General features: G+C 52.6%; 20 protein-coding genes and 1 other annotated feature. Of the genes, 7 read left to right on the top strand and 13 right to left on the bottom strand.

Annotation, left to right across the window (positions count from 1 at the left end):
- Nucleotides 1-47 precede the first annotated feature (47 nt).
- The 9 genes from hisIE to hisL all read right to left on the bottom strand — a co-directional run bounded on the left by hisIE (nucleotide 48) and on the right by hisL (nucleotide 7,346).
- Nucleotides 48-680, bottom strand: coding sequence for a bifunctional phosphoribosyl-AMP cyclohydrolase/phosphoribosyl-ATP diphosphatase HisIE (gene hisIE / locus Q3A88_RS01000; protein WP_102116268.1), 633 nt, complete (start codon nucleotides 678-680; stop codon nucleotides 48-50).
- Nucleotides 674-1,450, bottom strand: coding sequence for an imidazole glycerol phosphate synthase subunit HisF (hisF, locus tag Q3A88_RS00995; RefSeq protein WP_317177245.1), 777 nt, complete (start codon nucleotides 1,448-1,450; stop codon nucleotides 674-676). Before hisF ends, hisIE begins: the two co-directional genes overlap by 7 nt.
- The gene (hisA, locus tag Q3A88_RS00990) at nucleotides 1,432-2,169 is read right to left on the bottom strand and encodes a 1-(5-phosphoribosyl)-5-[(5-phosphoribosylamino)methylideneamino]imidazole-4-carboxamide isomerase (RefSeq protein WP_317177244.1); all 738 of its coding nucleotides are present in this window, start codon (nucleotides 2,167-2,169) and stop codon (nucleotides 1,432-1,434) included. Before hisA ends, hisF begins: the two co-directional genes overlap by 19 nt.
- Before the next feature lie 6 nt (nucleotides 2,170-2,175).
- On the bottom strand, nucleotides 2,176-2,766 hold the full coding sequence (gene hisH, locus Q3A88_RS00985) for an imidazole glycerol phosphate synthase subunit HisH (RefSeq protein WP_014915086.1): 591 nt from the start codon (nucleotides 2,764-2,766) through the stop codon (nucleotides 2,176-2,178).
- Nucleotides 2,766-3,833, bottom strand: coding sequence for a bifunctional histidinol-phosphatase/imidazoleglycerol-phosphate dehydratase HisB (hisB, locus tag Q3A88_RS00980; RefSeq protein ID WP_039286954.1), 1,068 nt, complete (start codon nucleotides 3,831-3,833; stop codon nucleotides 2,766-2,768). The genes hisH and hisB overlap by 1 nt, the downstream gene beginning before the upstream one ends.
- Before the next feature lie 15 nt (nucleotides 3,834-3,848).
- On the bottom strand, nucleotides 3,849-4,922 hold the full coding sequence (gene hisC, locus Q3A88_RS00975) for a histidinol-phosphate transaminase (protein ID WP_317177243.1): 1,074 nt from the start codon (nucleotides 4,920-4,922) through the stop codon (nucleotides 3,849-3,851).
- Nucleotides 4,919-6,247, bottom strand: coding sequence for a histidinol dehydrogenase (gene hisD, locus Q3A88_RS00970; protein WP_039550950.1), 1,329 nt, complete (start codon nucleotides 6,245-6,247; stop codon nucleotides 4,919-4,921). Before hisD ends, hisC begins: the two co-directional genes overlap by 4 nt.
- Nucleotides 6,248-6,252: 5 nt before the next feature.
- Nucleotides 6,253-7,152, bottom strand: coding sequence for an ATP phosphoribosyltransferase (gene hisG / locus Q3A88_RS00965; protein WP_039276337.1), 900 nt, complete (start codon nucleotides 7,150-7,152; stop codon nucleotides 6,253-6,255).
- A gap of 49 nt (nucleotides 7,153-7,201) precedes the next feature.
- Nucleotides 7,202-7,323 (bottom strand) — a sequence feature (His leader region).
- Nucleotides 7,299-7,346 carry a his operon leader peptide gene (gene hisL, locus Q3A88_RS00960; RefSeq protein ID WP_106389040.1) on the bottom strand — a complete coding sequence of 16 codons (48 nt, stop codon included), beginning with the start codon at nucleotides 7,344-7,346 and terminating at the stop codon, nucleotides 7,299-7,301. Its footprint overlaps the feature before it by 25 nt.
- A gap of 281 nt (nucleotides 7,347-7,627) precedes the next feature.
- Here hisL and Q3A88_RS00955 point away from each other — a divergent pair, with 281 nt between their 5' ends.
- Entirely contained in the window at nucleotides 7,628-8,464 is an 837-nt protein-coding gene (locus Q3A88_RS00955; RefSeq protein ID WP_317177242.1) for an SDR family oxidoreductase, read from the top strand.
- A 102-nt stretch (nucleotides 8,465-8,566) separates the two neighbouring features.
- Here the strand turns inward: Q3A88_RS00955 and Q3A88_RS00950 are convergent, their stop codons facing one another.
- The 4 genes from Q3A88_RS00950 to Q3A88_RS00935 all read right to left on the bottom strand — a co-directional run bounded on the left by Q3A88_RS00950 (nucleotide 8,567) and on the right by Q3A88_RS00935 (nucleotide 15,631).
- A complete protein-coding gene (locus Q3A88_RS00950) occupies nucleotides 8,567-10,519 on the bottom strand; it encodes a methyl-accepting chemotaxis protein (RefSeq protein WP_317177241.1) in 1,953 nt (650 codons plus the stop codon).
- 334 nt (nucleotides 10,520-10,853) lie between these two features.
- Nucleotides 10,854-12,788 (bottom strand): methyl-accepting chemotaxis protein, encoded by a 1,935-nt coding sequence (locus Q3A88_RS00945; protein WP_110163027.1) that lies wholly within the window; start codon nucleotides 12,786-12,788, stop codon nucleotides 10,854-10,856.
- Between the two features lie 454 nt (nucleotides 12,789-13,242).
- Nucleotides 13,243-13,944 carry a response regulator gene (locus tag Q3A88_RS00940; RefSeq protein ID WP_014915093.1) on the bottom strand — a complete coding sequence of 234 codons (702 nt, stop codon included), beginning with the start codon at nucleotides 13,942-13,944 and terminating at the stop codon, nucleotides 13,243-13,245.
- 91 nt (nucleotides 13,945-14,035) lie between these two features.
- Nucleotides 14,036-15,631, bottom strand: a complete 1,596-nt coding sequence (locus Q3A88_RS00935; protein WP_317177240.1) for a sensor histidine kinase — start codon at nucleotides 15,629-15,631, stop codon at nucleotides 14,036-14,038.
- A 419-nt stretch (nucleotides 15,632-16,050) separates the two neighbouring features.
- Here Q3A88_RS00935 and Q3A88_RS00930 point away from each other — a divergent pair, with 419 nt between their 5' ends.
- The 6 genes from Q3A88_RS00930 (at nucleotide 16,051) to citF (ending at nucleotide 22,345) form a co-directional block, all read left to right on the top strand.
- Entirely contained in the window at nucleotides 16,051-17,421 is a 1,371-nt protein-coding gene (locus Q3A88_RS00930; protein ID WP_014915095.1) for a 2-hydroxycarboxylate transporter family protein, read from the top strand.
- Nucleotides 17,422-17,536: 115 nt separating this feature from the next.
- Entirely contained in the window at nucleotides 17,537-18,421 is an 885-nt protein-coding gene (locus Q3A88_RS00925) for a fumarylacetoacetate hydrolase family protein (protein ID WP_039509140.1), read from the top strand.
- 87 nt (nucleotides 18,422-18,508) lie between these two features.
- Nucleotides 18,509-19,573: a [citrate (pro-3S)-lyase] ligase gene (citC, locus tag Q3A88_RS00920; protein ID WP_317177281.1), complete on the top strand. Its 1,065-nt coding sequence runs from the start codon at nucleotides 18,509-18,511 to the stop codon at nucleotides 19,571-19,573.
- A gap of 23 nt (nucleotides 19,574-19,596) precedes the next feature.
- On the top strand, nucleotides 19,597-19,887 hold the full coding sequence (citD, locus tag Q3A88_RS00915; RefSeq protein WP_010277114.1) for a citrate lyase acyl carrier protein: 291 nt from the start codon (nucleotides 19,597-19,599) through the stop codon (nucleotides 19,885-19,887).
- On the top strand, nucleotides 19,887-20,762 hold the full coding sequence (gene citE / locus Q3A88_RS00910; RefSeq protein ID WP_010277112.1) for a citrate (pro-3S)-lyase subunit beta: 876 nt from the start codon (nucleotides 19,887-19,889) through the stop codon (nucleotides 20,760-20,762). Before citD ends, citE begins: the two co-directional genes overlap by 1 nt.
- Before the next feature lie 53 nt (nucleotides 20,763-20,815).
- Nucleotides 20,816-22,345, top strand: coding sequence for a citrate lyase subunit alpha (gene citF / locus Q3A88_RS00905; protein ID WP_317177239.1), 1,530 nt, complete (start codon nucleotides 20,816-20,818; stop codon nucleotides 22,343-22,345).
- Nucleotides 22,346-22,362: the final 17 nt, after the last annotated feature.

Here is a 22,362-nt window from a genome sequence, read left to right as displayed (position 1 = left end):
TATGCTAAGACCCCGCGTTATCAATCGCTGGTAACGCGGGGAAATGCTTACTTATTGTGACGCGCTTTGAGGCGATTGATGATGGTCGCCAGATCTAAATCCTGATCCTGCAACAGCACCAACAGGTGGTACATTAAATCTGCGGCTTCATTGGTCAGTTCTTCGCGATCGTGTACCGTAGCGGCTAGTGCGGCTTCCAATCCTTCCTCACCGACTTTCTGCGCAATGCGCTTGGTGCCGCTGGCATACAGACGCGCCGTGTAAGAGCTATCCGGGTCAGCATGTTTACGCTCGGCCAGCAGTTGCTCTAATTGATAGAGGAACGTCCAGTCGCTGGCAGCCGGTGAGAAACAGCTGCTGGTGCCAAGGTGACAGGTTGGCCCGATTGGGTTAACCAGAATCAGCAGCGTGTCGTTATCGCAGTCTGGCGTGATAGAGACGACATTGAGGAAATGGCCGGAAGATTCGCCTTTCGTCCACAGACGCTGCTTGGTACGCGAGAAGAACGTAACTTTGCCGCTCTTTTCCGTGGCCTGTAAGGCATCCTGATTCATATAGCCCAGCATCAACACTTCACCGGAGACGGCATGTTGCACGACAACTGGCAGCATACCGTCCGTTTTTTCCCAATCGAGCTGGTTTCGTTGTTCGTCGTTTAGAAAAACTGCTTCGCTTAACACACTCGAATCTCCACACCCTGTTGCTTAAGATATTGTTTCAGTTCGCCAATATTAATAATTTGCTTGTGAAACACCGATGCTGCCAGCGCGCCATCAACGTGGGCGGTTTGGAACGCATCCAAAAAATGCTCCATGGTGCCTGCGCCGCCGGAAGCAATAAGCGGGACATGACAGACATCACGCACCAGATTTAACTGATGTAAATCGTAGCCGTTGCGCACGCCGTCCTGATTCATCATGTTCAGGACAATCTCGCCCGCGCCGCGCTTTTGCACTTCTTCCACCCAATCCAGCGTTTCCCAAGTGGTGACTTTGGTGCGCGCTTCATCGCCAGTGTACTGATTGACATGGTAGCGGCCCGTCGCAGCATCGTGCCAGGTATCAATCCCGACGACGATACACTGCACGCCATAACGATCGGCCAGACGAGTAATCAGCTCTGAATCGGCCAGTGCCGGCGAGTTGATGGAGATTTTATCCGCGCCGAAAGAGAGGATTTGACCCGCTTCTTCCACACTTTTAATGCCGCCCGCCACGCAGAAAGGAATATCAATCACTTCTGCGACACGGGATACCCAACTTTTATCGACCACACGACCATCGGAAGAGGCGGTGATATCATAAAAGACTAACTCATCGGCCCCTTCCTGCGCGTAGCGCTGCGCCAGTGGGACGATGTCGCCGATGATTTCGTGGTTGCGGAACTGTACGCCTTTGACGACCTGACCGTTACGCACGTCCAGACAGGGAATTATCCGTTTTGCCAGCATGAAATAGCCTCCGCGACGTTGAATTTACCTTCCAGCAGCGCACGACCCACGATCACGCCCTGCACACCGCTGCCGCGTAAATTGGCGATATCCGTCAGATTACCGATGCCGCCGGATGCCTGAAAGGCAATCTGTGGATAGCGCTGACAGATTTCACGATAGAGCTCGACGTTGGAACCGCTCAGCGTACCGTCACGAGAAATGTCGGTGCACAATACATGTTTCAGACCGAACGGCAGATATTGTTCGACGACCTGTTCAAGCGTGGCGTCTGAATTTTCCTGCCAGCCGCTGATGGCGACGAACTTCGTGCCGTTGACGTCGATACGCACGTCCAGTGCCAGCACCAGCGCTTCTGCGCCGTAGCGGGTGAACCATTGCTGAACGAGTTCTGGCTGCTTAACCGCGGTGGAGCCGATAACGACACGGCTGGCACCAGCTTTTAATAACGCTTCCACGTCCTGTTCGGTGCGGATACCGCCACCGATTTGAACCGGTACGCTAACGCCTGCCAATAGCGTGGTTAACAAGGGGATTTGGCGGGCAGAAGGATCTTTTGCACCGGTCAAATCCACCAAATGCAGCACGCCAGCCCCTTGTTGCTGGTAATCCTGCAAGCGGGGAAGCGGATCGCTGCCGTACTGGCGCTGTTGGCCATAATCACCCTGATGCAGACGGACAACCTGTCCATCAATCAGATCTAAAGCGGGAATAATCATGACGTTCTACATCTCCAGAAAGTTTTTCAGCAGCTGCGCGCCCGCAGCACCCGAGCGCTCAGGGTGGAACTGCACGCCAAAGAAGTTATCTTTTTCCAGCGCCGCGGTGAAGGCTTCGCCGTAGTTGGCCTGTGCAATCGTGTTTTCGCAGACCGGCATGGCATAGCTGTGAACGAAATAGAAATAGGCGCCGTCATCGATATCGCGGAACAAACGATGTCCGGCCTTCGGAATGACCTGGTTCCAGCCCATATGCGGCAGCGGTAAGCCGTGGTCAACCATCTTTTTCACGGGCGTGTCGACAATCCCCAGCGTGGGGATGCCACCGTTTTCGTCGCTGTTTGTGCCCAGCAACTGCATGCCGAGGCAAATACCGAGAACGGGCTGGGTACAGGCCTTGATCAACGCAATCAGGTCGCGCTCTTCCAGTTGATTCATCGCGGCCTGCGCGGTACCAACACCCGGCAGAAACAGCTTGTCCGCTTGCAGGACAATCTCGGCCTCACGGCTCACAACGGGCGTATACCCCAACCGCTGCACGGCGTAGGTCACCGAAGAGAGGTTAGCGCAGCCAGTATCAAGAATGACGACCTTCATCAGAGCACTCCTTTCGAGCTCGGCAGCGTGTCACCCTCGACGCGAATGGCCTGACGCAGCGTGCGTCCGAAGACTTTAAACAGGCTTTCCACACGGTGATGATCGTTGCGCCCTTTGGTTTTCAGGTGCAGCGTACAGGCCATGGAATAAGACAGTGAGCGGAAGAAGTGCTCGACCATTTCCGTACTCAGATCGCCGACGCGCTGGTAGCTGAATTCCGCTTTGTATTCCAGATGCGGACGGCCTGAAATATCCAGCGCACAGCGTGCCAGACACTCATCCATCGGTAGGACGAAGCCAAAACGGCCAATGCCGCGTTTGTCGCCCAGCGCTTTGTTCAGGGCTTCACCCAGTGCCAGACCGGTATCTTCCACCGTGTGGTGATCGTCAATGTACAGGTCGCCTTTCACTTCAATGTTCATGCGGAACCCACCGTGGGTGGCGATTTGATCCAGCATGTGATCGAAGAAGCCGACGCCAGTGTTGATTTTGCTGCCGCCTTCCTGATCCAGCCAGACGTTCACATCAATCGCGGTTTCACGCGTGACGCGGTTGACGTGTGCATGACGGTCGCGCTTGGTGAGTTGGTTGGTAATGGCTTGCCAGTTCAGTCCACCGCGTTGGTAGAGCAGGCCGGTTATGCCCATATTTTGTGCCAGTTGGATATCGGTCTGGCGATCGCCGATGACGTAGCTATTCGCCACATCCATCAGACCACTATTCAAATAGGCGGTCACCAGTTCGGTTTTAGGCTTACGGCAGGTGCAGTTATCCGCCGGCAGATGCGGGCAAATCAACACTTGCTCAAACTGGATGCCCTGCGATGTCAGAATCTGCATCATCAGGTTGTGCGGTGGATCGAAGGTTTCCTGCGGAAAACTATCGGTTCCCAGACCATCCTGATTGGTGATCATCACCAGCGTATAGCCCGCTTTTTGCAGCGCGAGCAGCGAGGGGATGACATCTGGTTCCAGCGCCAGTTTATCCAGACGGTCAACCTGAAAATCCTCAGGTGGTTCAGCAATCAATGTTCCGTCACGGTCGATAAAGAGGTATTTCTGGCCCACGTGAGCTCCTTAAAATTAAGCGTTGATGCCCGGCAATGATTGTAATGCAGCAACAACGCGTTCACATTCGTAGCGGTTGCCGATAGTAATGCGCAAACAGCCTGCGAGGCTCGGTTGCTTATTTTGGTCACGCAGAATAATGCCCTGATCCCACAGCGTTTTAAATACAGAAGGGGAAGCGGTAAAGCGCACCAGCAAATAGTTGCTCTCGCTGGGGAAGATTTCTTCAATGCAGGGAATGTCTTTTAAGGCATCGCTCAGCCAGCGGCGAGCGGAGGTAATTTCCTCAACATTCGCCTTCATTTTGGCGATCCCTTCGTGACTCAGCGCCTGCGCGGCGATATCTGCCACTGGGGTAGACAGCGGATAAGGGGCAATGACTTTCAGCAGAAGCTGAATTACCTCAGGGTTCGCCAGCGTGAAGCCACAGCGCAGCCCCGCGAGTGAAAAGGCTTTGGACAGCGTACGCAGAATCACCAAATGAGGAAACTCGGCCAGCCAGACTGAGGTAGTCGCTTGCGGACAGAACTCGATGTAGGCTTCATCGATAACGACCAACGCTTTGCCCTGTGCAATTGTGAGCAACTGACGTAAATCCTCCCGTGCAATCAGGTTGCCGGTTGGGTTATTTGGGCTGCATACGTAAATGACTTTGGTGCCTTCTAGCTGTGCTTCAATCGCATCGAGATCCAACTGCCAGTCTGATTTACTGGCTACGGTGCGACGTTCGACGCCAAACGTCTCAGCGCTGACAGCGTACATGCCGTAGGTTGGCGGACAGAACAGGATGGCATCTTTCCCCGGTTCGCAGAACGCGCGGATCAGCAGCTCGATACCTTCGTCGGCACCGCGGCTAACCAGAACCTGCTCCGGCGTTACGCCAGCATATTCAGCGTAACGGTTGATCACCGTGACCGGCTGACACTCCGGGTAGCGGTTCAGCGTTTGCAGCGTTAACTGAAACTCTGGTGCTTCAGGATATTCATTGGCATTCAACCAGACATCGCCGTTACCGCCCAGACGACGGGCAGATTGGTAGGGTGTCAACGCACGGACGTTGGCACGTGCCAGTTCTTCAATGCTGCTCATGCTTGCTCCTTCAGTGCTGCAACACGCAGGGTAACGGCGTTTTTGTGGGCGGTCAGCTGTTCGGCCTGTGCCAATATTTCTATGGTCGGTGCCAGTTGCAGTAACCCCTGCGGCGTGAGCTGCTGTACGGTCATGCGCTTCTGGAAATCGGCCAGACCCAGGCTTGAATAAGTTGAGGTATAGCCATAGGTCGGCAGCACGTGATTTGTACCGGAGGCGTAGTCGCCAGCGGATTCCGGCGACCAGTCGCCAAGGAAGACTGAACCCGCGCTGGTGATGCTATCAACCAGTGACTCGGCGTCGCGCGTCTGGATGATCAGGTGTTCTGGACCATACTGATTGCTGATTTCAACACACTGCGCTAAATCACGCGCGACGATGACGCGGCTGCTGGCAAGCGCCTGACGTGCGATGTCCGCACGGGACAGCTGCGTGAGCTGCTCTTCAACGGCGTCTGCCACAGCTTTGGCCATTGCTGCGTCTGGCGTGAGCAGAATGACCTGTGAGTCGGGGCCGTGCTCTGCCTGTGACAACAGGTCGGAGGCGACAAACGCGGGCGTCGCGCCGCTGTCGGCGATCACCAGAACTTCGGATGGGCCAGCGGGCATATCAATGGCCGCGCCATCAAGCTGCTGGCTAACCTGACGCTTGGCTTCCGTCACATAAGCGTTGCCGGGGCCAAAAATCTTATCCACTTTCGGCACGCTCTCGGTGCCAAATGCCATCGCAGCAATCGCTTGCGCGCCACCGAGCTGAAAGACTTCTTTAATGCCGCACAGCTGTGCGGCATACAGAATTTCATCGGCAATCGGCGGCGGCGAGCACAGCACGACGCGACCACAGCCAGCGATGCGCGAAGGTGTTCCCAACATCAGCACGGTTGACGGCAGCGGGGCAGAGCCCCCGGGAATATACAGACCGACGGTTGCGATAGGGCGAGTGAGTTGCTGGCAACGTACGCCTGGCTGCGTTTCGATATCGACAATCGGCAGTTTTTGCGCGTTGTGGAATGTCTCGATATTACGCACGGCGATCGCCATCGCCTGTTTGACGTCATCGCCCAGACGAGCGGAGGCGGCGGCGATCTCAGCCTCGGTGACGCGAATCGCATTCACCTGAACCTTATCAAACTGCGCGCTGTAATCACGTAACGCGCTATCACCACGGCTTTTCACGTTTGCCAGAATATCGCTAACGATGGCGGTAATGCGATCTGACGCAGAAATGGCCGGACGAGTGAGTAACTGACGCTGCTCTTCTGCTGAACAGCGCTGCCAGTCAACGAGCGTGCTGAAGCTGCCAGTGCTGTTGGTGTTATCAGCCATCGTCATCACTCCATCATTTTTTCAATAGGCAGGACCAGAATGGAGCTGGCACCCAACGATTTCAGCTTTTCCATCGTTTCCCAGAACAGCGTTTCGCTGCTGACCATGTGCATGGCAACACGACGTTGATCGCCTGCCAGTGGCAGAATGGTCGGGCGCTCGGCACCAGGCAACAGGGCAATGATTTCGTCCAGACGTTCGCTAGGCGCGTGCAGCATGATGTATTTCGATTCACGCGCCTGAATCACGCCTTGCATACGGGTCAGCAGTTTATCGATCAGCAGCTGTTTCTCTTCTGGCATCTCGCCGTCGCGCTGAATCAGGCAGGCTTTGGAACGGTAAATCACTTCCACTTCGCGCAGGCCGTTGGCTTCCAGCGTGGCACCGGTTGATACCAAATCGCAGATGGCATCGGCCAGACCGGCGCGCGGTGCGACTTCGACGGAACCGTTGAGCAGACAGGATTTAAAATTGACAGATTGTCTGTCGAGATATTGTTTGAGCAGGTGAGGATAAGAGGTGGCGATACGTTTGTTTTGCAGACATTCAGGACCGGTATAGGCTTCATCCAACGGCATCGCCAGCGACAGGCGGCAACCGCCGAAATCCAGACGACGCAGCGTGAAGTAACGCGGATCTTCGCCCTGTGCACGACGGTTTAACAGCTCTTCTTCCAGCACGTTTTCGCCGATGATGCCCAGATCGACCACGCCATCCATGACCAGACCGGGGATATCGTCATCGCGTACGCGCAGGATATCAATCGGCATGTTTTCTGCGAACGCGATCAGGCGCTGTTGCTGTAAGTTGATTTTGATCCCGCAGCGCGCCAGCAGTTCGCGTGAATCGTCGCTCAGGCGGCCTGACTTCTGCATTGCTATCCGTAAACGTGTTTTATCCAGCATGGAAACCTCATTAACCTGTCAAATTTAAATTTTTGGAAATAGAGCGAGCATAAAAAAACCCTCGGAAGATGATCTTCCGAGGGCTCTCTTTGTGTTCTGCGCCACTGGAAGATCTTAACGTCTTCCAGCACCAACTGCCCGAAAGACTAATCAGGATGATGGTGATGATGGTGGTTAAACAGAACGCGTGTCATAAAGTGTCTCTTTGTTGTGTCAGTATTTATTAAATGAATAACGATTTCTGTCGAATAACCTAAACCATGTTCGGGTTGTTGTGCAACATTTTTTTAGCAGATGTGGGAAGTTCGTTTTGGTTGCGTGATGCGTCTACCTAATTGCACGAGATATTGGCCCATGATAGACAGAAAGCGCGGATGAAATCGGACAGGCTCTGTAGCGATGGGCATGAAAGCCGTTTACTCTGTAGGCGGTGCGTGATGTTAATTAACAGGCTCCTTGCAGGGGAGAACGGCTGATGAAAAAAGTATCGATTGTTGGATTGGGCTGGCTGGGTATGCCGCTGGCTCTGGCGCTGAATGGGCACGGTTACCACGTGACAGGGACGAAAACCACTCAGGATGGCGTGGAAGCAGCGCGTATGAGCGGGATTGAGTGCTATCAACTGGCGCTGACGCCGGAACTGGAATGTGACGCTGATGAGCTTAGTGCGATACTACAGGTTGACGTGCTGATCGTGACGTTGCCCGCCAGCCGAACGGCGGAAGGGGGCGAAGGGTATGCGCAAGCGGTACAGCAACTGGTGAATATGGCGCGCGTGTTTCATGTCCCGCGTATTATCTTCACCAGTTCAACCTCGGTTTATGGCGATAGCAGCGGTACAGCAAGAGAAAATTCGCCGCTACAGCCGACGACGGTCGCAGGGAAAACGCTGGTGTCCCTCGAACAGTGGTTGCAGCATCTACCTGATACTTCGGTGGATATCTTGCGTCTTGCGGGGCTGGTCAGCGGTGAACGCCATCCCGGGCGTTTCCTTGCCGGCAAAACCAATCTGCCGCGTGGCAATCATGGCGTGAATCTGGTGCATCAGGAAGATGTGCTGGCGGCGATCCTGCTGCTGCTTAAGCTTCCGAACGGTGGGCATATCTATAACCTGTGTGCGTCAGAACATCCTGCCAGACAGGACTTTTATCCTGAACAGGCGCGCAGATTGCACCTGTCTCCGCCGCAGTTTGCTCCTGTAACCGACAGCGATCAGGGGAAGATTGTTGATGGGCAGCGTATCTGCCATGAACTCGGGTTTGAGTATCAATACCCTAATCCTTCAACGATGCCGTTGAACGAAGGGGTGTAGCGCTAACCGAAATCCGTGCGGCTTTGTTTGCCAGGCTTTTTTGATACCGCGCCAGGGTTTCTGATACGCCCGGATGTGTGTGAAGTATCCGGGCGTGAAGCGTTAAAACGAGGTCCAGTCGCTTTCTGACGATGTGGCTTTTTTGTCTGCTGTTGACACACGTTTTGGCAGTGCGTGTCGTGGCGTAGAGGATGAGGCGCGTGAGCCAGCGCGGGTGTCAGATTGGGACACGCGGAAGTGCTCAAGCAATTTCTCTAACAGCACCGCCTGTTCTTCCAGCGAGTTGGCGGAAATGGAGGATTCCATCACCAGCGAGGCGTTCTGCTGCGTCGTGGTGTCCAGTTCACTGATCGCCTGCGCGATTTGCCCAATTCCCCGGCTCTGTTCCTCAGAGGCGGAGGAAATTTCCCCCATGATGTCGTTCACGCGGGAAACGGAATCGACGATTTGCTCCATGGTTTCTCCCGCAACCGCCACAAGGTGACTCCCCGCATTGGTACGCTCGACGGACTCTGCGATCAGGGACTCGATGTCTTTGGCAGCCTGAGAACTGCGCTGCGATAAACTGCGTACTTCGCCTGCGACCACGGCAAAACCACGGCCTTGTTCACCGGCACGCGCGGCTTCTACCGCAGCGTTCAGCGCCAGAATGTTGGTCTGGAAAGCAATGCTATTGATAACAGTGGTGATATCGGCGATTTTTTTGGAACTGGCCGCGATATTGTCCATGGTCGTCACAACCTGTTTCACGACCTCGCCACCTTTCAGCGCATTCTTGGAGGCATCGGCAGCGATCTGACTGGCATGTTTGGCGTTGTCGGCGTTGTTTTTCACCGTTGACGTCAATTCTTCCATGCTCGCCGCGGTTTCAACTACGGCTGCCGACTGCTGCTCGGTGCGTGATGACAGATCGCTATTGCCTGTGGCAATTTTGCTTGCCGACTGGCTGACGCTACCGACGCTGTCCCGCACTTCGGAGATAACGTGGCGCAGCTGTTCATTCATCGTCCCCATTGCGTGGGTAAGCCGCCCCAGTTCATCGTGGCGATCGGTCTGAATCGAGGTGGTGAGATCGCCACTGGCAATACGTTCCGCCAGCGACAGGTTATGGATGATGGGTCTGGTGATAATCCGGGTGATGTAGATCGAAATAATAATACCGATGATGACGGCGATGAGACCGATAATCATGGTAACGGTAGCGGAGTGATAGGCCAGTTCATCGTTTTTCGCTTTGATAATGGCCGTCAGCGCGTTGATGTCTGCGCTGCTTTTCGTTCCTGCTCTCATGACCAAATACTCTGCTTTTTTCACGTCATCGAAAGCGGTGTAATAGTCTGCATTAATCTGTTGATATTGCTTGATATAATTGCGCAACGCGTCAGTCTGACTTTTCAGGTCGGCAGGTAAAATCGGTAAGGCCTGATAGGCGGATTCCGTTTCCGCATAACGGTTATTCAGCGCAGTGACGGTTTTCTCATCTTTTGTTATTTGCAGCTCATAACTCAGCTTTTGCACTTCACTTAACAAGAAAGCCAGTCTGCTAATCGCGTAATAAGCATCGTTATCAGGGAATGAACTGGTGCTATGAATAGTCTGTGCAACAGGTTCCAGCGTGGCTTGTGCATGGAGTTGATTCATTTTTCCCTGAATAGCAACCGCTTTTTGTGTTGCAACAGACATAGCGGATACCGATGTCTGAAAGCCTTCTAAGTTTTCTTTTAAGCTGTTGATGTGGCCTAACTCATCGGCGCTCCAGGCCAGCGTTTTTGCACTGTCTGTTAAGTCTGTCGCGCTTTTAACGAATTTCGCCAGAATATCTTTTGTCTTCTCATCAGGGGCGTAGAAATATTTAACACGATTTATTTTTGCCTGAAACACCTCAATATTGATGCTGTAAATAAGATTGGTTTTCTCATAGATATCTTTGATGTCTTTAAATCTTTTGGTACTAAGCGATGAGGCAACAATAACGAGTAATAAAATAATGCCAAATCCCGCATACAGTTTATGTGCGATTTTTGTGTTACGGATTCGACTGGCAAGATTCTGCATTATAACTCTCCATGTAGGACGATTTTAGTAATAATGACCACGGTTTTATTGCTAACTATTATTTTACTGTTAACGACAATGCCGTTTCTAAGCACGATTTCATTTCTAACTGCGGTTTCATTTCTAACTACTATGAGTTATCGGGCTTTCTTATCGCGATGTTAGTGCCGAAGTAGGGGATAATAACATTTTGTGATGACTATCAAGGCGGGTTGTGCAAATGCATAGTGTTTTATGGGAATACATCCAAAATAACGTAGCTTACTGATTATTTAACGATTTATTTATTGTTGAATTCAGCCCTGACGTCATATCAGGGCTGAAGGAGCGAACGTTAGAAGGTGGTCCAGCCTGAATCCTGCGATTGTTTTGATGCAGGCGGCAGGCGTTTCTGCTGTGGCGGCAAACCGGAGAGAGCCGCTTTGGGCTTGCGCCCCTCGTGATCGGACAGGCGGAAGTTCGCTACCATACTTTCCAGTATCGCAGACTGTTCTTCCAGCGAGTTAGCGGAGATCGAGGATTCCATTACCAGCGCGGCATTCTGCTGTGTGGTGGTGTCCAGTTCGCTGATGGCACGGGAAATTTGCTCAATACCACGGCTTTGCTCATCGGAGGCGGAGGCAATTTCCCCCATGATGTCGTTAACCCGCGAGACAGAAGAGACAATCTGATCCATCGCCGTTCCCGCATTGGCCACCAGCTGTGTTCCCACATTAATACGCGACACCGATTCAGATATCAGGCTGGCGATTTCTTTTGCCGCTTGCGATGTGCGTTGAGAAAGCGTCCGCACCTCGCTGGCAACCACGGCGAATCCGCGACCTTGCTCACCGGCGCGTGCGGCCTCTACCGCGGCGTTCAGCGCCAGAATATTGGTCTGGAAAGCAATACTGTTGATAACGGCGGTGATGTCGGCAATCTTCCGTGAGCTGTCTGAAATGCCTGACATTGTATCCACCACATCCCGGACCACTTCGCCGCCTTTGTGTGCATTTTGCGAGGCTTCGGTACTGATTTGGCTCGCTTGTTTGGCGTTTTCGGCATTGTTTTTCACGGTTGACGTCAGTTCTTCCATGCTGGCGGCAGTTTCTACCACGGCGGCAGACTGCTGCTCGGTGCGCGAGGAGAGGTCGCTGTTACCCGCGGCAATCTTGGCCGCAGAGGTGGACACGCTGTCCACGCTGTCACGCACATCGCTGATCATATGGCGCAGCTTCTCGTTCATTCTCCCCATAGCGGCCGTTAGCTGACCCAGCTCATCATCGCGGTCAGCCACGATCGTTGACGTCAGATCGCCTGCGGCGATTTTTTCCGCCAGAGAAAGGTTGTGAATCACGGGGCGGGTGATTTGGCGGGTAATCAGCAGCGAAATGATAATGCCGATCACGACGGCGATGAGGCCAATGATCATCGTGATGGTAGCGGAACCGTATGCCAGTGCGTCATTCTTCTCTTTGACGATAGCGATAAGCGCTTTAATAGAGGCGCTGCTTTTATCCCCGCCAACCTTCACGCCGTCTTCGGCTTTTTTCAGATTGTTGACGCTCTGGAAGTAGTCAGTGTTGAGCTTTTTATAGCTGGCGACATAGCTTCGCAGGCCCTCTGCGGCGACCTGTTGTTCAGGCGTCAGTGCCGCAGTGGCGACCTGGTAGCTGCTGTCAAAGCGACCAAAAGCCTCATCGAGCTTCTTCGCGGCATCGGCATTTTGCTTAAGCTGCAACTCATAGGATAACTGCTTGAGTTCTGAAACCTGCGTTGCCAAATCTTCAGCCTGATATTGCGTTGCGCTATCAGCAGGCTGCTGGCGCAATTTGGCGTAAAAATCCGCGGTAATGTTTTGCCCGTTGGCGGCGCTGATTTTGTCGCGATTTTCTACCACGCGCTGCGTGGCTTTCCCCATCTCGGTGATCGCGTTCTGGAATTCGGTCAGGTTCTGGCCGAGATCGTTGACGAGGGGAGCGCCTTCCGGACTCCATGAGAGCGTTTTCGCTTCAGTGGTTAACTCTGAAGCATGTTTAACGAAGCCCGCCATGGTTTCACGCGACTTCTCTTCATACGAATAAAAATACTTCAGGCGGTTTATTTTGGCCTGAAAGACTTCGATGTTGATGTTGTAAATAAGGTTGGTTTTCTCATAAATATCACGAATTTCTCTGAAGCGACCTGCGCTCAGTAGTGATGCAATGATGACCAGTAGCAGGATCACCCCAAACCCAAGATACAGCTTTTGGGATATTTTAAGATTTCTGATTTTTTTGGCTAAGAACATGACGTCTCTCCGGGGATGAATTACTGGTGTCGGGTGTTAATAACGATATGATCCATGGTGTTTATCGGATTTATAGTGGTTTTTTTTAGTGTGAGTGAAGAAACTAATAATAATTTGTGAGGCTTCTCTCTTATTGTTGGACAACTGCACAGCAGGCACCGGTTGAATTACCAATCTGTATTACGTTAATCGTTATAAGAATAAGCACAGAAAACCGGCATTGTTTTTTAATTTTTAAAAAATAAAGAAGGAAATGGCTAATGTAGACATATATTGAAATATAAATAGGATAAAAATAACCAATGGTTAAGCTTTGACTTAATACTGGTAAAATATCCCGATTAGTCAATGACGTTATCGGATTTTTTATCTCAACTTTTATCGCACACCGTCGTCTGACTGTGCCGAATGCCCTATGACGGCTAACATCGCCGTCATAGGATGGGGGCGGGATCTAGTGGGTGTTTTTTGTGCGATACAGCCGGCGTGGATGCCCAATCTTGCCGTAGCGCATTTCGATGTCGAGGAACTGGTTTTCAACGCAGAACTCCAGATAGCGGCGCGCTGTCGTTTTGCTGAGCCCGGTTTTTTCGACGATATCATCGACAGAGTAGAGTGTCTCGCCGTCATCGTTGGCAAAAATCTGCTTGATCAGTCCCAGCGTGTTCTCTTCAATGCCCTTTGCTGACGAGGAGGTGGCTGTGCCGGATGATTGCAGCTGATAGAGAATATCGACGTTCTGCTGATCGACAATTTTGTAAGTGTGCTGCGTTTTCACGAATTGAATAAATCGCTCCAGCGAAGAGCGCAGTCGTGGGTAGGAGAGCGGTTTGATAATGTAGTCAAAGGCCCCGCAGCGAATCGCCTGAGCGCAGGTATTCATATCGCTGGCGGCGGTAATAAAGATGACGGAACAATCCATCCCTTTGAGCAGTTGGCTTTCAATCAGCGAAACCCCTTCGCCGTCAGGCAAATAGTTATCCAGCAGGATCAGGCGTGGCCTGTGCTGCTGAAGGAGCTTTTTGGCTTCAAAAAGCGTAGCGGCAATCCCGACGACACGCAGATTGAAATGTTTCTCAATAAATTCAGCATGAATAGTTGCCAGCTTACTTTCATCTTCAACGATTAAAACATCGAAATGTTCAGTGTGCTGCATGGTGTGAATCCCTGTTAGTCTCTGAATTATAAAATAATGTGTCCGCTATACCTCAAGCGGCCTGTGCGTTGTTCACTACGCGCCGCTCAACTTATTGGGGGGACATCGGAATAAATAGGGAAAATATGCTGCCATTCGGCTGGTTGGCCGAGACTTCGATCATTCCCTGAGCCTGATTGACGTAGCTGGCTACCAGATGCAGCCCCAGCCCGTGATCGCCCTGTGTTTTGCTGGTCACGCCCATTTCAAACAGGCTGTCGGCAATGGCTGGATCGATACCCGTTCCCTGATCGGCGACTTCAATAACTAGCTCTTGTTCGCTGTTATAGATATACACCTCGACAGGATAATGTGGCGCAGTGGTGGCTAATGTGGCTTCCATCGCGTTATCCAGCAAATTACCAATGATGGACATCAGTTCCGTTTCGCTCAGCGTGGGGGGGATGTGGGTGAGCTGGCAGCGTGGGTCGAAAACAATCTCAATGCCTTTTTCTCGTGCCGTCGCGTACTTGCCTAGCAGCAGTCCGCACAACGCGGGTGAACAGAAGCGGCGCGAAACAAAATCCAGCACTACCTGCGCGCTTTCGGACTGCGCTTCAATATATTTGATGGCTTCGTCATAGCGTTTTAGGTGCAGTAGTCCGGCCAGCGTCGCTGTCCAGTTCAGCTGTTCGTGGCGCAAAATGCGCAGACTATTCGCGTAACGCTTCACCTGACTGAGTTGCATGCTAAGTGTATGAATATCGTTTTTACCGCGGAAGCTGATGACCCAGCCCTGAAGCTCATCTTCCAGCATGATCCGCACCCGACTGGCAATCACGGTAGCGTGGTTAAAACGGCAGATTTCATCGTGGGTGTCGCTGTTCCACATGGCCTCGCCGGAGAAAAAGGGCACGGGTTTAATGACGGTATCAATCGGCTTGCCGCGCAACAGGTAAGACGGTTCGTTCAGCCCGAGGATTTCTTTGGCGGCATGGTTAATGGCGGCAATTCGGTGCTGCTTATCGATCGCGATCACCCCTTCGTAGATCGATTCGAGCAGCGCCTTCTGCTGCCTGACCAGCATACGAATCTCAAGAGGTTCGAGGCCAAACATCTGTTTCTTCAGATTCCGCGAGAACCACCAGGAAAAGAGAAACAGCGCGACAAACATCGCCAGAATCGCCAGCAGGATATGCGCCAGTTTACTGAATGTCAGATTATCGATATGGGTTTTTAGATAGCCGACGGAGACAATACCAATAACCTTGCCGTCAGCGACGATTGGCGCTTTGCTGCGTAGGGAAATGCCAATGCCGCCCCGGCGCACGGTGATAGTGCTTTTCCCGGCGAGCACCTCAACGTTATCGCCGCCCACCATCTGCGTGCCGACAAGACTGGCATCTTCAGAGTGAAACAGGTGATGCGCCTGATTATCCCCGATTACGATATAGCTGGCGTCGCTGCGTAGCTTCAATTGCTGAACGAGCGTGCTGATCTGCCTGGTGTCTTTATGCTTCACCGACTCAATCAGGGACGGGATGATGGCGATTTCTCTGGCCTGTACCTGCGCGCGCGTACCCAGCTCGGAATACAGCTGCTTATCGATATCGTGATAATAATAAATACCCGTCATCAGAAGTAACGAAGAGAAGAAGACGATCAAATAGATAAATAATTTGATATGAAAGGAAAGTCTCACTCTCATGATGTGCGGTAACCTGCTGATGAACGAAAAATAGCTGATGAATTTATCACGAATGGTAATCAGAATGGGCTGAGAGGAAAAAACTTGTGAGCAATAACACGTTTAAATATGTTGTTACCAATATGATGGTGGTAATAAATAGATAAAATTAAACGCATCTGTTTTCTTTAATAAACAACTTAATTACGTTTTATCAACATAGTCATTTTTAGGAAATAAAAACCATAAACTCCATAGAAACCATAAAGTTTATTTTGCGCGTAAAATCATCTAACTGCCTGCGTAATAAACGATTTTTGAATATAAACCATAAAAACCATAAACGCCTTTAAAACTCATTTTTTAATTTGAAGGGAATCACATAATAATAGCTAACCGCCCCCTATCATTCGCGGACAAAATAAAACGGGGACAGAGTTATGAGTACGACTGATGATTCATATATTGTGGTAAATAATGAGGCGGCTGGGAAGGCCTCATTAAAGGAAAAATGGTGGCACGTTCTGGATACCTATAAAGTAGGTATTATCCCTGTGCCACTCTTTGTGCTGGCGGGGGTATTAATCGGTATCGACTGCCTGAGTGGCAAGCTGCCGAGCGACATCGTTGTGATGGTGGCGACGCTGGCGTTCTTCGGGTTTGCCTGCGGCGAATTTGGTAAACGTCTGCCGATTATCGGCAAGATGGGGGCGGCGGCAATCTGCGCGACCTTTATCCCTTCGGCGATGGTGCATTATGGCCTGCTGCCGGACGTTGTCGTTGAATCCACGACCAAGTTCTATAAAAGTACCAACATCCTGTATCTCTATATCTGCTGCATTATTGTCGGCAGCATCATGAGTATGAATCGGCAGACGCTGATTCAGGGCTTCCTGCGTATTTTCTTTCCTATGCTGTGCGGTGAAGTCGCCGGCATGCTGGTGGGCATGGGCGTAGGTATTGCGCTCGGCCTGGATCCGTTCCAAATCTTCTTCTTCCTGATTCTGCCGATTATGGCGGGTGGGGTGGGTGAAGGTGCTATCCCATTGTCTATCGGCTATGCCACGATTCTGCATATGGATCAGGGTGTTGCGCTGGGGCGCGTCTTGCCTATCGTCATGCTGGGCAGCCTGACCGCGATCATCCTTGCCGGTGTTCTGAATCAGTTGGGTAAACGCTATCCACACCTGACCGGTGAAGGCGAACTGATGCCGAATAAAGACAATAACCTGAGCGGCGGCGCAAGCAGCGCACCGGCTTCCGCCTTTAGCGGCAAAGCCGATGTCACGACGATTGCCTCTGGCGCGCTGCTGGCAATCCTGCTGTACATGGTGGGTATGCTTGGTCACAAAGTCATTGGCCTGCCTGCACCGGTTGGCATGCTGTTCGCGGCGGTGTTGGTGAAGCTGGCTCACGGTGTTTCACCGAAAATGCTGGAAGGTTCTCAGGTCGTTTACAAATTCTTCCAGACCTCTGTGACGTATCCGATTCTGTTTGCCGTTGGCGTGGCGATTACGCCGTGGCAGGAACTGGTGAACGCGTTTACGATTCAAAACCTGCTGGTGATTATCTCTACCGTGGTGACGCTGGTCGCTACCGGTTTCTTTGTGGGTAGAAAAATCGGTATGCACCCGATTGATGTTGCCATTATTTCCTGCTGCCAGAGCGGACAGGGGGGTACCGGTGACGTCGCCATTCTGACGGCAGGTAATCGTATGGTGCTGATGCCATTTGCGCAGATTGCCACGCGTATCGGCGGTGCGATTAACGTGTCGATTTCACTACTGGTGCTCGCCAACTTTTTAGTCTGATGCCATGTAGAAAATAAGAAGGCGCTGGGCTAAAGAAAGATTGTATTAAAAATGAGTTGAGTTAACGAAATAAAAACCGCCAATGCGCGTGGGCTTATTTTGCACAGGAAATATTATGAAACTTGCAAGCTATCGTTATAACGGTAAGGACAGTTACGGCATTTATACGCCAACGGGATTAATCGATCTCGGCGGTAAAATTGGCCACCGCTATCCCGATCTGAAAACACTGCTGGCGCAGAATGCGTTACAGGTGGCACACGAATTCAGTATGTGCACGCCGGATATTCCGGTCGCGGATGTGACGTTCTTACCGGTTATTACCGCACCAGGGAAAATCCTGTGCGTGGGGATGAATTACGCCGCTAAGCGTCAGGAATTTAATGAAGAGAATCCTGCACCAACGTTATTTGTGCGCTTTGCGGATTCGCAAACCGGGCACGCGACGCCGGTGATCAAACCGCATTACTCCAGCGAGTTTGATTATGAAGGCGAGCTGGCGGTCGTTATCGGTAAAGGTGGACAGAATATTGCTCAGGATGTCGCGCTCTCTCATGTTGCAGGCTACAGCTGCTACATGGACGGCTCTGCGCGTGACTGGCAGCACAGCTGGTTTACCGCAGGCAAGAACTGGCAGAAAACCGGTGCGTTCGGCCCCTATCTGACCACCACGGATGAAATTCCCGATCCGCATGTGCTGGCAATCCGCACCTATCTGAATGGCCGCATGGTGCAGGACGACAATACCAGCAGCATGATCCACAAAGTGGCGGAATTGATTGAATACATCAGCACCTTCACCGAACTGAGTGCTGGCGATGTGATCATTACCGGTTCACCGGGCGGCGTGGGTAAAAAACGCAATCCGCCGCTGTTTATGAAAGCGGGTGACTGTATTGAAGTTGAAATCGAAAACATTGGCCATTTGCGTAACACGATCGTGGATGCCGCTGCGCCGGTGAAATCGGTTCCGGCAGCCGCCGAAGCCGTCGCGCACTGAATAGCCGTGTCAGTACCAGGCTGCCGGCGCTAAACCGGCAGCTTGCAATAGATTGCCTAAATAATTCGAGTTGCAGGAAGAACCGTGATGTATGCCAATGATTCCGTCTTTTTTGACACGCTGGATGTGCGCCTTCGGGAGCAGGAGAGGAACGCGGTGCGCCAGTTCCTCGCACACTGCCAGCTCGGCATGGATGACGATATCGACATCGTGGTGGTTGGCAAACGGGGCGGGCGGCTGATTGCCTGCGCTGGGCTGGCCGCCAACACCATAAAGTGCGTTGCGGTCGATCCTGAATTCAGACACCTCAATCTGGGTGTGCAGGTGGTGAATGAAGTGATGCAGCAGGCGGCGCAGCGCGGCCACTTCCACCTGTTTCTCTATACCCGACCGGAAAATGTCGACATCTTTCGCGGATGTGGCTTCTACCCGCTGGTGTGTTATCAGGACAACGCGGTGCTGATGGAAAACACGCCGATTGGCATCCAGCAGTATTGCCAGTCTTTGGCGGCCTTTGCGTACCCTGAACCGCTTGCGACGCGGACAGATAAAAAGATCGGCGCGATTGTGATGAACGCGAACCCTTTCACGCTGGGTCACCGCTATCTGGCCGAGCATGCGGCACAGTCGTGTGACTGGCTGCACATCTTCGTGGTGCGGGAAGACGTGTCCTTTTTCCCGTTCAGCGAGCGCCTGGAGATGGTGCAGCGCGGCGTGGAACACATCCGCAATGTGACGGTACATGCCGGTTCGAACTACATGATCTCTAAGGCGACCTTTCCCGGCTATTTCCTGAAGGAAGAGAAACTCATCACCCGTGCTCATGCGGCGCTGGATTTACTCATTTTCAGGAAATATATCGCGCCGGCGCTCGGTATTACCCAGCGCTTCGTCGGCACCGAACCCTTTTGCCCGGTGACGTATCAGTACAACCAGGACATGCACTACTGGCTGGAGAAAGACCAGACGGTGTCTTCCCCGGCGTTAAGCGTGGTTGAAATTGAACGTAAACGGCAAACATCAGGACTGGCTATTTCCGCTTCGGAAGTCAGGAAATTACTCAAGCTTCGGCAGTACAGCCGTATTCAGGACATCGTGCCAGCCTCAACCTTTGCGCATTTACAGCGCTATTACGAGCCCGAATACGCGTAATTAAAATTAATCAGGATAAGTCTATGAAGATTGTTAAGGAGTCCCTTGCTGGCACCTTTGAATCCAGCGATTTGCTGGTCAAAGTGGCACCGGCTGACGGGAAACTCACCGTGGTCATTAACAGCGAAGTCATGAAACAGTTCGGTCACCAAATCAAACAGGTCGTGAATGACACGCTGAAAGAACTGGGCGTACAGGAAGGGACGATCATTGTGGATGACAAAGGCGCGCTGGATTGTGTCATCCGTGCTCGAGTGCAAAGCGCGGTACTGCGCGCCGCAGACGGACAGCAGATTGAATGGGAGAAATTGTAATGAATAAGCTTCGCCGCAGTATGTTGTTCCTCCCGGGCGCGAACGCCGCCATGCTGTCCAATGCGTTTATCTATAAGCCTGACTCCATTATGTTCGATCTGGAAGATGCCGTTTCCCTGCGCGAGAAAGATACCGCACGCCTGCTGGTTTTCCATGCGCTCCAACACCCGATGTACCGTGATATTGAAACTGTGGTACGCATCAACCAGCTCAGTACGCCGTTTGGCCTGCTGGATCTGGAAGCGGCCGTGCGCGGCGGTGCGGATGTGATCCGTCTGCCTAAAACCGATTCCACCGATGATGTCGATGAGCTGGAGCGCCATCTGGTGCGTATCGAAAAGGCCTGCGGTCGTGAAGTGGGTTCTACGCGCATCATGGCCGCGATTGAGTCTGCGGTCGGCGTGATTAACGCGGTCGCGATTGCACGCTCTTCCGAGCGCATGATCGGGATTGCGCTGGCGGCGTTCGACTACGTGATGGATATGCAAACGGAACGCGGTGACGGCACGGAGCTGTTTTATGCCCGTTGTGCGGTGCTGCATGCCGCTCGTGCTGCCGGTATCGACGCCTTCGACGTGGTCTATCCCAACGTCAATGACGATGCAGGCTTCCTGAAAGAGGTCGATCTGATCCGTAAGCTGGGCTTCAACGGTAAATCCCTGATTAACCCGCGTCAGATTGAGCTGTTACACAACGCCTATGCGCCTACGCAGGATGAAGTGGACTATTCCCATCTGGTGATCAAAGCCGCTGAAGAGGGCGAACGTGCCGGTCTGGGCGTTATTTCCCTGAACGGAAAAATGATCGACGGGCCGATTATCGACCACGCCAGAAGAGTGCTGGAACGTGCTCAGGCCTCCGGCGTTCGCAAATAGCCATTGCGTGATTGCACCGCAATTGCCGCTCTCAGGAATTACAGGATTAGATAATGAGTCATTTTATTGAAGCACTGCAAAAGCAGTACCCGGAAAAACGCCATCTGCAACCCTTCGTCAACGCGAATCAACATACGCCGTGGTTGAATGATGTTGCACAAAAACATGAACGCAAACTGTGCGCCGATCTGGAAGAGGCGATTCGTCACAGCGGACTGAAAGACGGGATGACGATCTCTTTCCACCACCATTTCCGCGAAGGCGATAAAGTCATTAATCGGGTGATTGATACGCTGGCACGGATGGGTTTTCGCGATCTGACGTTGGCATCCAGCTCGCTGATGAGCTGTAACGCATCACTGATCGACCATATTAAAGCGGGCGTAGTCAGCCGGATTTATACCTCGGGGATGCGCGGCAAATTGGCCGATGCCATCTCTCACGGATTAATGAAAGAACCGGTACAGATTCATTCCCACGGTGGTCGCGTCCATCTGCTGCAAAGCGGTGAACTGAATATCGACGTCGCTTTCTTGGGGGTGCCGTGCAGCGATGAATTTGGCAATGCCAACGGTACCGTCGGGAAATCCAGCTGCGGCTCGCTGGGCTATGCGATGGTCGATGCACAGTTTGCCCGTAAAGTGGTGCTGTTGACGGAAGCGCTCGTGCCGTTCCCGAACATGCCAGCCAGCATTGTGCAGGATCAGGTGGACTACATTGTTCAGGTCGATGAAGTGGGCGATCCGGCCAAAATCAGCGTAGGTGCGGCGCGCGTTACCAGCAACCCGCGTGAGCTGCTGATTGCCCGTTCCGCGGCAGACGTGATTGAACATGCCGGTTATTTCAAAAATGGTTTCTCGATCCAGACCGGTTCCGGCGCGGCCTCGACGGCCTGTACGCGTTTCCTCGAAGATAAAATGCGTCAGCAGAACATCGTGGCGCGCTTCGCCCTCGGCGGCATCACGGGCGGTATCGTCGATCTGCACGAAAAAGGGCTGATCGAAAAGCTGATCGATACCCAGTGTTTCGATGCCAATGCGGCCGCATCGCTGGCGAAGAACCCGAATCACGTCGAGATTTCCACTAACGTTTACGCCAATCCCAGCTCTAAAGCGGCCTGCTGCGATCAGTTGGATATGGTGATTCTCAGCGCGCTGGAAATTGACACCGACTTTAATGTCAACGTGATCACCGGCTCCGACGGCGTGATGCGCGGTGCGTCCGGCGGACACTGTGACGTCGCGACGGCAGCGAACCTGACCATCGTTGTTGCGCCGCTGATTCGTAGCCGCATCCCGACCGTGGTGCGTCAGGTGACGACGCGTGTTACGCCGGGAGAAAGCATTGACGTACTGGTGACCGATCACGGTATTGCCGTCAACCCCGCGCGACCTGAAATTGCTGAACGCCTGAAACAGGCGGGGCTGACGGTGATGACGATTGAGGCGCTGTATCAGCGTGCGATTGCGCTGGTGGGTGAACCACGCGCTATCGAGTTTCACGATCGTATCGTCGGCGTTATTCGCTACCGCGATGGCAGCGTGATTGACGTCGTTCGTCAGGTGAAAGAAGCCGGCGAATAAGCGGTAAACGCATGAGG

Origin of the sequence: Pectobacterium sp. HCp5_1 (genome assembly GCF_032905925.1) — a bacterium.
GTDB lineage: Bacteria > Pseudomonadota > Gammaproteobacteria > Enterobacterales > Enterobacteriaceae > Pectobacterium > Pectobacterium brasiliense_A.
The sequence above is the reverse complement of the archived record's forward strand: the minus strand, read 5'-3'. Positions and strand labels throughout refer to the sequence as shown.

Excerpts from the sequence above, each read along its gene's own strand:
- Q3A88_RS00945 (WP_110163027.1), bottom strand. The coding sequence starts at position 12,788 with ATGTTCTTAGCCAAAAAAATCAGAAATCTTAAAATATCCCAAAAGCTG.
- hisA (WP_317177244.1), bottom strand. The coding sequence starts at position 2,169 with ATGATTATTCCCGCTTTAGATCTGATTGATGGACAGGTTGTCCGTCTG.
- Q3A88_RS00955 (WP_317177242.1), top strand. The coding sequence starts at position 7,628 with ATGAAAAAAGTATCGATTGTTGGATTGGGCTGGCTGGGTATGCCGCTG.
- hisC (WP_317177243.1), bottom strand. The coding sequence starts at position 4,922 with ATGAGCAGCATTGAAGAACTGGCACGTGCCAACGTCCGTGCGTTGACA.
- citF (WP_317177239.1), top strand. The coding sequence starts at position 20,816 with ATGAGTCATTTTATTGAAGCACTGCAAAAGCAGTACCCGGAAAAACGC.
- citE (WP_010277112.1), top strand. The coding sequence starts at position 19,887 with ATGAATAAGCTTCGCCGCAGTATGTTGTTCCTCCCGGGCGCGAACGCC.
- Q3A88_RS00935 (WP_317177240.1), bottom strand. The coding sequence starts at position 15,631 with ATGAGAGTGAGACTTTCCTTTCATATCAAATTATTTATCTATTTGATC.
- hisH (WP_014915086.1), bottom strand. The coding sequence starts at position 2,766 with ATGAAGGTCGTCATTCTTGATACTGGCTGCGCTAACCTCTCTTCGGTG.
- citC (WP_317177281.1), top strand. The coding sequence starts at position 18,509 with ATGTATGCCAATGATTCCGTCTTTTTTGACACGCTGGATGTGCGCCTT.
- hisF (WP_317177245.1), bottom strand. The coding sequence starts at position 1,450 with ATGCTGGCAAAACGGATAATTCCCTGTCTGGACGTGCGTAACGGTCAG.
- hisG (WP_039276337.1), bottom strand. The coding sequence starts at position 7,152 with ATGCTGGATAAAACACGTTTACGGATAGCAATGCAGAAGTCAGGCCGC.
- Q3A88_RS00940 (WP_014915093.1), bottom strand. The coding sequence starts at position 13,944 with ATGCAGCACACTGAACATTTCGATGTTTTAATCGTTGAAGATGAAAGT.
- citD (WP_010277114.1), top strand. The coding sequence starts at position 19,597 with ATGAAGATTGTTAAGGAGTCCCTTGCTGGCACCTTTGAATCCAGCGAT.
- hisD (WP_039550950.1), bottom strand. The coding sequence starts at position 6,247 with ATGGCTGATAACACCAACAGCACTGGCAGCTTCAGCACGCTCGTTGAC.
- Q3A88_RS00930 (WP_014915095.1), top strand. The coding sequence starts at position 16,051 with ATGAGTACGACTGATGATTCATATATTGTGGTAAATAATGAGGCGGCT.
- Q3A88_RS00925 (WP_039509140.1), top strand. The coding sequence starts at position 17,537 with ATGAAACTTGCAAGCTATCGTTATAACGGTAAGGACAGTTACGGCATT.
- Q3A88_RS00950 (WP_317177241.1), bottom strand. The coding sequence starts at position 10,519 with ATGCAGAATCTTGCCAGTCGAATCCGTAACACAAAAATCGCACATAAA.